Origin of the sequence: Sphingomonas phyllosphaerae (genome assembly GCF_029623345.1) — a bacterium.
Taxonomy (GTDB): Bacteria; Pseudomonadota; Alphaproteobacteria; order Sphingomonadales; family Sphingomonadaceae; genus Sphingomonas; species Sphingomonas phyllosphaerae_C.
In genome coordinates this window covers 316,458-328,272 of the sequence record NZ_JAPYKH010000002.1, presented here as the reverse complement: position 1 = coordinate 328,272, position 11,815 = coordinate 316,458, and the positions used below count along the sequence as shown (strand labels likewise).

The window sequence follows — 11,815 nt, the reverse complement described above, 5'->3', positions numbered from 1 at the left end:
TGACAGGTGCGTATTCGCGAGGTGCCACAGACCTGACGATACCGCTTCCGCATCGTCGGCTACACCCGGCCGCGATGCGGCACGCGCTCCCGGCGTGACCCGGGCTCGTCAGCTCCGCCGGATCAACGCGCGCGCGAGGCGCCGGTCTTCGAGCGAATAGTAAAGCCAGATGGCGCCCGCCTCGACCACGACCGAGGCAGCGAAGGCGATGTCGGTCGCGCTGCGGTCGGACACCGGCGGTGGCGTGAGCAGCGGCTCGATGCCGCGCGCCACCACCCGCTCATAAGCCGCGTCGAACGCGACCCAGCCGATCCGCCAGCGCGCATCGCGCGTCGCGCCGTTGTAGAACATCACCGGCAGTGTCGGATCGTCGGTCAGCAGCGGTCCGGTCGAGAGGTGCCAGTCGTCCCAACTGTCCGCGCGCGGCATGAAGGGAGTCGACTGCTCGCTCCAGGGCCCCGCCACGCTCGGTCCGATGGCCAACCCGACCCGCGACGCGTCATCGGCGGCATATTCGTAGAACAATCGCCAGCGCCCGTCCGCAGGGCAGTCCACCGTCGCCTCCTTGGTGTTGCCCTCCGACTTCGACGAGGCGAGCGCTACGCCGCTCTTGCTCAGCCGGTCGAGCGACGGGCCGGTCGCGTACGAAAGCTCGCCGTGTGCGTGGTCGGCCAGCACGCCCGAATAATAGACGACATAGCCATCCGCCTCCCGCACCACCGTCGGATCCTCCACGCCGCCTGCGTCATGGTCGCCGGGACCGGGCACGAGCGACGGGGCGTCGAGCATCGTGAAGTGGACGCCGTCCGCGCTCCACCCCGCCCAGATCTGGCCGGTATCGATGAGCGGCTCACCGGCGCGCACGGTCGCGCGCACCATCAACCCCCAGCGCCCGTCGCTTTCGCGCCAGACGTAGGGGCTCATCAGGTCGCGTGCCATCAGCGCGGAAGGCCCTTCCACGACGACGTTCTCGATTGATTTGACGTTGAAATCCAGTGGTGTCGCCGCAGCGACGACGGGATCGGACCGGTGTGGGTCCGCGACCGAGTCCCCGCTCACGCGCCGAGTGCCTGCATCAGCGACAGGCCACCGTCGATGACGATGCGCGCGCCCGTGATATAGCGGGCGCGATCCGAGGCGAGGAACACAGCCAGGTCGGCTACCTCCGCCGGATCGCCGGCCCGGCCGAGCGGGATGTTGCCCTCGAGCGCGTGCCGATAGGTGGGATCGTGCTGCGCGCGCGCGTTCATCGGGGTCAGGATCATGCCCGGTTCGATCGCGTTCACCCGAATGCGCCGCGGCGCTTCCTCGATCGCGAGCGTCTCCACCAGGTTCGATAACCCGCCTTTGGCGGCGCAATAGTCGGCGCCGCCGGCGCGTACGGCATAGGCGTGGATCGACGAGATATGGATGATCGCTGCGTCGCCCGCACCCTCGCCCCGTCCGGTGAGGAAGCGCCGCGAGACGAGGAAGGCGCCGGTGAGGTCGGTGTCGATCAACCGACGCCATTGCGCCAGGGTCATCGCACGAACGGTGACGCCACTCATGTTGAGACCGGCGGAATTGATCAGCACGTCGGCGGGGCCCCAGGCCTGCTCGACCGCGGTGAAGGCAGCGTCGACCGATGCCTCATCGTCGACATGCGCCTGCACGGTGATTGCCTCGCCGCCACACTGCCGCACCGTCGCCGCGCTGGTCTGGGCCGCCGCCGCGTCGGAAAAATACAGCACCGCGACCCGGTCGCCGGCCGCGCCGAACGCCGCCGCGCACGCCGCCCCGATCCCCGATTCCGCGCCGGTCACCACGATCGTTCTGGCCATCGCCGACGTCCTCACTGCTACTGCGGCCTAACGCCGCACATGGATGATCGGCCTCACCAGGAAGCGTGATCACGGCGTACAGATTCGAGGCCGGTAAATGTGCGATCGCACGTCGCGCTCGCGCGATCGCACCGGCCAGTCGAGGAACCGTTGGATCACTTGGCAATGCGAGCGGCAGGAGGTCGAGCGGTGGGCTCCTCCGTATGTCCCTAGTCGAATCGACGGGCGACGATCCCGAAGCGACGTCGGCACGATCACGCCGCCATCTCAGGAACACACGACACGCCGCACCCGATACAGTCGCGCCGTGCTGATGTGAGCACTGCGACGCGACCCGAAAACTGTTGATCCGCGCCTCACTGCGTCGGGTCGATGAGCTCCTTTTGAGAACGATTGCATCCAAGGCGATTGCCCAACAAACACGATGGTCGAGAGTATAGCCGAAGAAGCAAAAGCGGGCGACGACTGATAGCGTTATCATCATTAATAGGATTATATGCTTTCTTTTATCTAGTCTCCTCCATAAGAAGAGCACAGCCGCCGAGATAAGGTGGTCACGGGAGATTGGATGATGAAAGGTAGGGACACCGCGTCCGTGCTGACGCTGGCGTTTGTCTTGATGCTGCCGCCGGCCGCTATGGGGCAGACGCCAGCTGGCAGTGCCACTCCCCAGGACGCGAATGTGCCGCCATCGGGCAGCGCGGGCGCTCCGGTCGATGATCCGGTGCCGCCATCGCCGGTCGGCGAGGAGGACATCGTGGTCACGGGCCTCCGCCGCAGCGTCCAGGGCGCGCAGGCGCTCAAGCGTGACGCGGACCAGATCCTCGATGCGGTCGTTGCCGAAGACATCGGCAAGCTTCCCGACAACAACGCCGCAGAGGCGCTGGCGCGGATTACCGGCGTGCAGGTGTCGCGCTCGCAGGACGAAGCCAACGGCGTCTCGGTGCGCGGCCTGCCCGATGTCACCACCACCTTCAACGGCCGCGAACTGTACACCGCCGAGGGGCGGCAGGTGGCGTTCCAGGACTTTCCCGCCGCCTCGCTCGCCGGGCTCGAGGTCTACAAGGCCACCACCGCCGATCTCGTCGAGGGCGGCATCGCGGGACTGGTCAACGTGCGCTCGCGCCGCCCGTTCGATTTCGACGGGTTCGAGCTCGCGGGCTCGATCCGCGGCATCTACGGCGATCAGGCGCGCAAGGTCGACCCGCAGGCCAGCCTGCTGATCAGCGACCGCTTCGACACGTCGATCGGCGAGTTCGGCGCGTTGATCAACGTCTCGTACACGCAGACCAATTATCTCACTTCCGCGCGCTGGGACAGCGGCGACGTCGACACGCCCGTCGACGGGCAAGTGATCACCACGCCCGGTGTCGGTCGCGACTTCAAGATCCCGGAATCGGTCGGCATCTTCTACAATAACGGCAAGCGCTGGCGGCCGTCGGTGAATGGCTCGCTGCAATGGCGCCCCGCCGCCAATATCGAGCTTTACCTAGACGGCCTGTACCAGGGCTATCGCAGCCGCGAGGAGAATAGCGAGCTCGCCATCCGATTGCGCAACGGCAACCCCACCTTCAGCAATGTCGTGCTCGACGAGACCGATCCCGGCAAGGTGAAGAGCCTCACGCGTTCGGGCGGCGAGGGATCGATCGGCACCGACCTGTTCCGCGGCGTGCCGCACAGCACCACCAACACCTATCAGTTCGCCGGCGGAGGCAGCATCAAGGGCGAACACGCCAAGTTCAGCACCGATCTCGCTTATACCACGACGCGCAACTATTTCACCGACTACGGTTTCGATTTCGCCGCGCGCGATCCGGCGACCGCCGACATCACCTTCGACATCGATCGCGATTATGGCGGCGTCGAGTTCTCGCTTCCGGGCTTCGACCTCACCGATCCGAACAATTATGTCATTCGCGGTATCTTCGACCGGCAGCGCGAGGGGCGCGGCTCGGGCTGGCAGTGGCGCAACGACCTCGAGCTGGACTTCGATCTCGACGGGATCGACAAGCTCCAGTTCGGCACGCGCTACACCACGCGCAAGAGCACCTTCGCGGACGGCACGCGCTATGCCAACATCCGCGCACAGCGCGTTCCGCTGACCGCGGCGCCGATCGGTATGGGCGGTTTGGTCAAGGAGGGCTTCCGCGGCAGCGACGCGCAGCCGACGCGGCAATGGTACGCTCCCAGCGGCCAGGACGTGTTCGACAATATCGAGGCGCTACGCGCCTTCGCGCAGGAGCGTCTGCGGATCAGCAACCTCGGCAACGTCGACCAGCGGCCCGAGCTGTGGGATCCCGCGCTGCCGCCCTACACCACGCAATTCGCCGCGGACGAGAGGTCCTACGCTTTCTACGGCCAGCTTCATTACGGCTTCGAGCTCGGCGGTATCCCGCTCGACGGCGTGGTCGGCGCGCGCGTGGTCAACACCACCATCCAGACGGTCGGACTGGGGTCGGTCGACGGCGATGTCCGCATCACCGACGATCGCAAGAATTACGTCGACGTGCTGCCCAACGTCAGCCTACGCGCGCGGTTGACCGATCAGCTCCAGCTTCGCGCCTCCGCCACCGAGACGCGCACGCGCCCTACCTTCGGCCAGAGCAACCCCGCCTTCGTGCTCCAGCGCGATTCGGTGAACTTGGGCGACTATAACGGCAGCAGCGGCAACATCGACCTCGAGCCGATCCAGTCGAAGAATTACGACGCTTCGCTGGAATGGTATTTCAGCCGCACCGGATCGCTGACGGGCGCGGTATTCCGCCGCGATCTCAAGGGCTTCATCAGCAATTACACGGTGTTCCAGCAGGTCCCCGGGTTCGGCAACATCCGCGTCACCCGGCCCGAGAACGCCGGCGAGGGCCGGATCCAGGGCGTGGAACTGGCGTTCACCACCTTCTTCGACTTCCTGCCCGGCGTGCTGAGCGGCTTCGGCACCCAGCTCAACGGCACCTATCTCGACGGCAAGCAGGCGCTACCGACGGTGCTGGGCGAGCAGGGCCGGCTGGTGCGCGTGCCCAACACCTCGAAATGGACCTACAACGCCAACCTGCTCTACGAAAAGGGGCCGGTATCGGCGCGACTGGCCTATAATTACCGTACTGACTGGGTGAACTTCTACAACAACACCGAGAGCGAGTCGGCCGTCGCCGGCGAATACACGCGCGCCACGGCGCGGCTCGACTTCTCCGCCGCCTTCACCCCGGTCGAGTTCTTGACCTTCACCTTCGACGCCACCAACCTGACGGGCGTGCCGTTCCAGAACGTCCGCAACTTCTCCGACACGCAGAGCTACCCGCGCGACATCCGCTACGAGGCGCGGACCTTCTCGCTCGGCGCACGCTTCCGCTTCTGAGCCGCGATGTACCTTCACCTCTCCCAGCCAGGAGCCAGAATGCCCGCTACCCGTCTCGCCGCGCGTGCGCTCACGCTAGCCTGCCTCGTCGCGCTGCCGCTCGCCACGCCGCTCCATGCGCAGGCACCGGTCACCACGCGCACGCCCGCCACCCCGCTGGTGGCGCACGATCCGTACTTCAGCCTGTGGAGCCTGACCGACAAGCTCAACGACGCGCCCACGCGCCACTGGACCGGCAGCGAGCAGCAGATCAGCGGCTGGGTCCGCGTCGACGGCAAGGCGCTTCGCTTCCTGGGCGGCGGCCGCGGCGACGCGATGACGCAGGTGGCGCGCGAGCTGACGCCGACGCGCACCAGCTACGACTTCGATGGCGGCGGGGTGCGGCTCACCGCCACCTTCCTCTCGCCCGCGCTGCCCGACGACCTCGACCTCGTCTCGCGCCCGGTCACCTATCTTAGCTGGACGGTGCGCTCCACCGACGGGCGCGCGCACGCGGTGCAGGTCTATGTCGACGCCAGCGCGCAGCTCGCGGTCAACGACGACCAGCAGCAGGTGGTGTGGGGCAGCAGCCGCGTCGGCGACATGAACGTGATGCGCGTCGGCACGACGTCGCAGCAGGTGCTCCAGAAGGTCGGCGACAACGTGCGGATCGATTGGGGCTGGGCGCAGCTGGCGGTGCCGCAGCAGCCAGGCACCACCACCGCGACGATCGGCGAGGGCGAGCGCGCCGCCTTCCGCGACGGCACCGCGCCGGTGCCCGACGATCTCGCCATGCCGCGGCTGGCGCACCAGAACCGCCCGCTGCTGGCGGCGCGCTTCGATCTCGGCAGCGTCGGCGCCGAGCCGGTGACGCGGCGCGCGATGCTCGCCTATGACGACATCGACTCGATCGAGTATTTCAAGCGCCGCCTTCCCGCTTACTGGCGCCGCAACGGCATGACGATGGCGCAGCTGCTCCAGGTCGCCGAGCGCGACGAGCCGGCGCTGCGCGAGCGCGCCGCCGCCTTCGACCGCGAGCTCACCGCCGATCTGGAGCGGGCCGGCGGCCGCGCCTATGCCGAGCTGGCGGTGCTGGCCTATCGCCAGACCCTCGCCGCGCACAAACTGGTCGCCGACATCGACGGCACGCCGCTCTATTTCTCCAAGGAGAATTTCAGCAACGGCTGCATCGCGACGGTGGACATTACTTATCCCACCTCGCCTTTCTACCTGCTGCTCAACCCGCGCCTGCTCGAGGCGCAGCTGCGCCCAATCCTCGATTATGCGACCATGCCGCGCTGGCGCTTCCCCTTCGCCCCGCACGATATCGGCACCTACCCCCAGGCCAACGGGCAGGTGTATGGCGGCGGCGAGCGCAGCGAGGACGACCAGATGCCGGTCGAGGAGAGCGGCAACATGCTGCTGATGATCGGCGCGCTCGCCAAGGTGCAGGGCAACGCCGCTTTCGCCGAGCGCTATTGGCCGCTGCTGACGAAATGGGCCGAGTTCCTGCGCGACAAGGGGCTGGACCCCGAGAACCAGCTCAGCACCGACGATTTCGCCGGGCATCTCGCGCACAACACCAACCTGTCGATCAAGGCGATCAGCGCACTCGACGCTTATGCCGAACTGGCCCGGCTGCTCGGCAAGAAGCAGGAAGCGGTACGCTATCGCACCACCGCCAAGCAGATGGCGGCGCGCTGGCAGGTGATGGCGCAGGACGGCGACCACACCAGGCTCGCCTTCGACCAGCCCGGCACATGGAGCCAGAAGTACAATCTCGTCTGGGACAAGGTGCTGGGCCGCGGGCTGTTCCCGGCGTCGCTCCGGCGCAGCGAGTTGGCCTTCTACCAGCGCCACCAGGGCAAGTACGGCCTGCCGCTCGACAGTCGCAAGACCTATACCAAGCTCGACTGGATTACCTGGAGCGCGACGCTGGCCGACGACCGTGCCACCTTCGCGGCGCTGGTCGAGCCGCTCCACCGCTACATGCAGGAGACGCCCACGCGCGTGCCGCTGAGCGACTGGTACGAGACGACCGACGGCGCGCAGGTCGGCTTCCAGGCGCGGGCGGTGGTAGGCGGCGTGTACATCAAGATGCTCGACGACCCGGCGCTCTGGCGCAAATGGGCCGCGCGCGCCGCGAAGTAAGCCGGATAGCGAGGAGGACAACATGGCTTATTCGATCAGCCGCCGCGCCCTGCTCCGCGCCACCACCGCCAGCGCGGCGCTCGCTGGCATCGCGAAGGTTGCCCCGCTCCACGCCGCGCCGCGCGCCGTGGCCGGCGCCGCGCCGCTGACGCAGAACCGCGCGCCGCTCGCGCCGCAGCCGTTCCAGCCGCTGCCCACCGGCGCGATCCGCCCGGCTGGCTGGCTGCGCCGCCAGCTCGAGATCCAGGCGCGCGGCATGGGCGGGCGGCTCGACGAGACCTGGCCCGACGTCGGCGCCAACAGCGGCTGGCTCGGCGGCACCGGCGAGAGCTGGGAACGTGGCCCCTATTTCGTCGACGGACTGCTGCCGCTGGCGTGGCAGCTCGACGACCCCGCGCTCAAGGCCAAGGCGCAGCGCTTCGTCGAGTGGACGCTGGCGAGCCAGCGCCCCGACGGCATGTTCGGCCCCGCCAGCAACGACGATTGGTGGCCGCGTATGGTGATGCTCAAGGTGCTGACGCAATATCACGAGCTCACCGGCGACCCGCGCGTGCTCGGGCTGATGACCGCCTATTTCGCGCACCAGCTGAAGGCGCTGCCCGCACGCCCGCTGAAGGACTGGGGCAAGTTCCGGTGGCAGGACCAGCTCGTCTCGGTGATCTGGCTGTACAATCGCACCGGCGATGCCTCGCTGCTGGAGCTCGCAGCGCTGCTCAAGCGGCAGGGTTATGACTGGCAAGGGCTGTTCGCCGACTACCCTTATCGCACCAAGACCAGCAAACAGGCGATCGGGCTCGACAAGCCCGACATCCCCGGCGAGGTGCCCGAGGGGCTCAAGGACCCGGCATTGTCGGTCCACGGCGTCAACAACGCGCAGGCGCTCAAGGTCTCGCCGGTCTGGTCGGTGGTATCCGGCGACGCGGCGGATCGCGCCGCGATCCAGCGCCAGCTCGGCGCGCTCGACCGCTACCACGGGCTGCCGATCGGTATCTACTCGGCCGACGAGCATCTCGCCGGGCGCAGCCCGAGCCAGGGCGTCGAGCTGTGCGCGATCGTCGAGGCGATGTACTCGCTCGAGCAAGCGCTGGCGATCACCGGCGACGCGGGCTTGGCCGACCGAATCGAGCGGCTGGCCTATAATGCGCTGCCCGCCACCTTCACCGACGACATGTGGGCGCACCAATACGACCAGCAGCCCAATCAGGTGCGATGCGTCCACGGTCCCGGACCGTGGACGACCAACGGGCCGGAATCGAACATGTTCGGGCTGGAGCCGCATTTCGGCTGCTGCACCGCCAACTTTCACCAGGGCTGGCCCAAGCTGACGACGCACCTGTGGATGGCCTCGGTCGATGGCGGGCTGGCGGCGACGCTCTACGCGCCCTGCACCGTCGCGACGCGGGTGCGTGACGTGCCCGTCACGTTGCGGCAGGAGACCGACTATCCCTTCCGCCACGCCATCGACATCGCGGTGGAGCCCGCCCGACCGTTGACCTTCCCGATCCGGCTGCGAGTCCCGGGCTGGTCCCAGCAGACGACCGTCCTCGTCAACGGCGCAGCACAGTCCGTGCTACCCGACGGGGGGTTCGTGCGCATCGAGCGCGAGTGGCGTGCCGGCGATCGCATCGAACTCGCCTTCACCAGCCGCCCGCGCGCAGTGGTGACCCCGGAAGGTTGGACCAGCTTCGAGGACGGTGCGCTCGTGTTCGCGCTGCCGATCGAGGAGAAGTGGACCAAGGTGCGCCGGCGCGGGCTCACGGCGGACTGGGAGATTCGTCCGGCAAGTCGCTGGGCGTTCGGCGTGACAGGTGACCCCTCGATCGAGCGGATCGAGCGCGCGGTCGGACCGGTCCCGTTCTCGCGACGGTCTCCCGCAGTCGTCCTGTCGATGCGGTTGGTGCCCGTCAGTGGCTGGGACATCGTCGACGGTGCGGCGGCGCCCCCACCGGCGACGGTCGAACCGTCAGGCGACGCTCGGACGATCGTCCTGATCCCCTATGGCGCGCCCAAGCTTCGCATCACGGCCTTCCCGGCCGGCGCTCCTTCGCGGGATGTCGGCTGAGCCGCGATCATGCCTCATCGGCTGCGGCCGGCTCCGTCCCTCGCGCCGACGGACCGATTTCTCCTTCACCGGCCGCGCCACGGGTGCGTCGTGTCGTACCGCCCGGATCGGCCTGTGACGCCAGCGCCGCGATCGAGGCCAGCGATATGGCTGCGATCATCTGACGTCCTCCATCCCGCCGCGAAGCGTCCCTTCCCGGCCAGGCGAAACGTCATGAGCGCCAGCGCGTTGCGGTTACATGATGGCATCCAAACTGCTCATCGCCTTGTCGCTGGCGGCAGCGGCTCCTTCCAGCATCGCGGCGATGCGGTGGCAGCAGCGCGTGCTGCTCGTCGCCGCCTCCCACGAGCAGGATCCAAAGCATCAGCAACAGCGACGGATCATCGCACGATGGAGAGAAGCGGCTGCGGAGCGCGACGTGACGGTGGTCGAGGTCGTGGGCGAGCGGGTGACAGGCGCAAGTGATGCAGCGGCAAGCCTGAGGAGACGCTTTCGCCTTCCACCAGACGGCTTTTCGACGCTCCTGATCGGCAAGGACGGCGGCACCAAGCTCCGCCAGACACGCCCGATCTCCGCGACCCTCCTCGAAGAGACGATCGACGCGATGCCCATGCGACGCCAAGAACGTCGGTGACCGTGATCGGGGCAGCGCCTCGAGGCGTCTTATCCTCGCTCCGCGGACGGTGTTTTCCGCGCCAGCGCGAGCTTAATACCATCGCCAGTCCGCTGCCGCGGCGCGGCAACCGCCTCCCCCACCGCTGCGGTAGGCGCGGCCTCGCACCACGCGCCCGGTGTGGGCGCCCGTCGCTCGACCGTCGCGCAACGCGAATCGTCCGTTGACCAAGACGGTGCTGACACCCGTCGCCAATCGCGCCGGCTGCTCATAGGTCGCGCGGTCGGCGATCGTCGCGGGGTCGAACACCACGACGTCGGCGAACTGCCCGGCGCGCAGCCGACCGCGGTCCGTGATCGCGAGATGGTCGGTCGGCAAACTGGTCAGCCGCCGCACCGCCTCGACCAGCGTCAGGTCGTGCGTGTCACGGACATAGTGGCCGAGGAGCCGCGCGAAATTGCCGTAGGCGCGCGGATGATCCTTCGTACGCAGGAACACACCCTCGGGCGCGGGCGCGGCCTCGTCCGAGCCGAAGCTCATCCACGGCTGGCGGATGGCTTTGCGCACATTGTCCTCGCTCATCAGGAAATAGGCGATGCCGACGCGTGAGCCGTCCTCGACCACAAGGTCCATCGCGGTCTCCTCGGCCGACTTCCCGCGCTCGCGCGCCACCGCGGCCAGCGTCTTGCCCGCCAACGGCTTGAGCTTCGGGTTCTTGAAGCCGAGCAGCAGCGTCCCTTCCGCGCCTGCGCCGGCGAGCAGATTCTCCCAGTCCTTCGGATGCGGCTCGCGCATCGCGGCGGCGACCTTGGCACGCGTCACCGGATCCTTCAGCCGCGCAATCCAGGCGTCGAGACCGCCCGCCTGCACCCAGGGCGGCATCGCTGCGTCGAGCCCGGTGGCGCCGGCGGTATAGGTGTACATGTTGGCGGAGACGCGCACGCCGCGCGCGCGCGCCGCGTCGATCGTCGCGATGACGCGGTCGATCTTGCCCCAATTGTCGCGCCCGGCCTGTTTGAAATGGTAGATCTCGGCGGGCGCGCCCGACGCCTCGGCGATCGCGATCGTCTCCGCCACGCCCTCCTCCAGCCGGTCGCCCTCGCTGCGCATATGGACGGTGTAGATCCCCCCGCACGCCGCCGACACCTTGGCCAGCGCGATCAGCTCGGGCGTCCTGGCGAAGGTGGCGGGCGTGTAGATCAGCATGTCGGTCAGCCCGAGCGCGCCCTGCTCCATCGCCGCGCGCACCAGCCCGCGCATCTGCTCGAGCTGCGCCGGCGTGGGTTGGACGTCGTCGGCGCCGAGCACCGCCTCCCGCACCGTGCCCGCACCGACGAAGGAGGCGACATTCGGTGCGATCGCGCGGCGCGAGAGCCCATTGAGATAGCCGCCCAGCGTCCTCCAGGTGACCGGGAAGCGGACGTCGCCCTGCTCCTTGACCATATCACGCTGCATCGCCGCGCTGAGCGGCCCCATCGAGAACTCGCCCATCACCTCCAGCGTGACACCCTGCGTGAGGTCCGACAGCGCGCGGCCGTCGACCAGCAGGCTTTCCTCCGGGTGCGCGAGCATGTTGACGAAGCCGGGTGACACCGCCTTGCCGCGCGCGTCCAGCTCGGTCGCGCCACGCCCCGCGATGCGCGGCGCGATCGCCGCGATGCGGTCGCCGGCGATCGCGACGTCGCCGACGAAGGGCGCGCCGCCCGTGCCGTCGTAGATCGTGCCGCCGCGGATCACCACGTCATAGCGCGGCGGCGCGGTGGCGCCTGCCAGTGGCAGCGGAGCAAGCAGAAGGGCGGCGAGCGGTAACAGGCGCTTCATGGCGGCTCCTCGGA

General features: G+C 68.2%; 7 protein-coding genes. 4 read left to right on the top strand and 3 right to left on the bottom strand.

Going from position 1 to position 11,815, the window contains the following annotated elements:
- Positions 1-108: 108 nt before the first annotated feature.
- Together QBJ89_RS03285 and QBJ89_RS03280 are read right to left on the bottom strand one after the other, a co-directional pair.
- Positions 109-960 carry a glycosidase gene (locus QBJ89_RS03285; protein ID WP_277979112.1) on the bottom strand — a complete coding sequence of 284 codons (852 nt, stop codon included), beginning with the start codon at positions 958-960 and terminating at the stop codon, positions 109-111.
- Between the two features lie 95 nt (positions 961-1,055).
- Positions 1,056-1,820, bottom strand: coding sequence for an SDR family oxidoreductase (locus QBJ89_RS03280; RefSeq protein WP_277979111.1), 765 nt, complete (start codon positions 1,818-1,820; stop codon positions 1,056-1,058).
- Between the two features lie 568 nt (positions 1,821-2,388).
- On the opposite strand from QBJ89_RS03280, the gene QBJ89_RS03275 reads away from it, so the two are divergent.
- From QBJ89_RS03275 to QBJ89_RS03260, 4 genes are all read left to right on the top strand, one after another.
- Entirely contained in the window at positions 2,389-5,175 is a 2,787-nt protein-coding gene (locus QBJ89_RS03275) for a TonB-dependent receptor (RefSeq protein WP_277979110.1), read from the top strand.
- A gap of 39 nt (positions 5,176-5,214) precedes the next feature.
- A complete protein-coding gene (locus QBJ89_RS03270; RefSeq protein ID WP_277979109.1) occupies positions 5,215-7,305 on the top strand; it encodes a glutaminase family protein in 2,091 nt (696 codons plus the stop codon).
- A 22-nt stretch (positions 7,306-7,327) separates the two neighbouring features.
- The gene (locus QBJ89_RS03265) at positions 7,328-9,367 is read left to right on the top strand and encodes a beta-L-arabinofuranosidase domain-containing protein (protein ID WP_277979108.1); all 2,040 of its coding nucleotides are present in this window, start codon (positions 7,328-7,330) and stop codon (positions 9,365-9,367) included.
- 238 nt (positions 9,368-9,605) lie between these two features.
- Positions 9,606-10,001, top strand: a complete 396-nt coding sequence (locus QBJ89_RS03260; protein WP_277979107.1) for a DUF4174 domain-containing protein — start codon at positions 9,606-9,608, stop codon at positions 9,999-10,001.
- A gap of 72 nt (positions 10,002-10,073) precedes the next feature.
- On the opposite strand, the gene QBJ89_RS03255 is transcribed toward QBJ89_RS03260, so the two are convergent.
- Positions 10,074-11,801, bottom strand: coding sequence for an N-acyl-D-amino-acid deacylase family protein (locus tag QBJ89_RS03255; protein ID WP_277979106.1), 1,728 nt, complete (start codon positions 11,799-11,801; stop codon positions 10,074-10,076).
- Positions 11,802-11,815: the final 14 nt, after the last annotated feature.

Bases quoted from the DNA above. Each gene is read 5' to 3' on its own strand.
- QBJ89_RS03270 (WP_277979109.1), top strand. From the start codon at position 5,215: ATGCCCGCTACCCGTCTCGCCGCGCGTGCGCTCACGCTAGCCTGCCTC.
- QBJ89_RS03275 (WP_277979110.1), top strand. From the start codon at position 2,389: ATGATGAAAGGTAGGGACACCGCGTCCGTGCTGACGCTGGCGTTTGTC.
- QBJ89_RS03265 (WP_277979108.1), top strand. From the start codon at position 7,328: ATGGCTTATTCGATCAGCCGCCGCGCCCTGCTCCGCGCCACCACCGCC.
- QBJ89_RS03260 (WP_277979107.1), top strand. From the start codon at position 9,606: ATGATGGCATCCAAACTGCTCATCGCCTTGTCGCTGGCGGCAGCGGCT.
- QBJ89_RS03255 (WP_277979106.1), bottom strand. From the start codon at position 11,801: ATGAAGCGCCTGTTACCGCTCGCCGCCCTTCTGCTTGCTCCGCTGCCA.
- QBJ89_RS03280 (WP_277979111.1), bottom strand. From the start codon at position 1,820: ATGGCCAGAACGATCGTGGTGACCGGCGCGGAATCGGGGATCGGGGCG.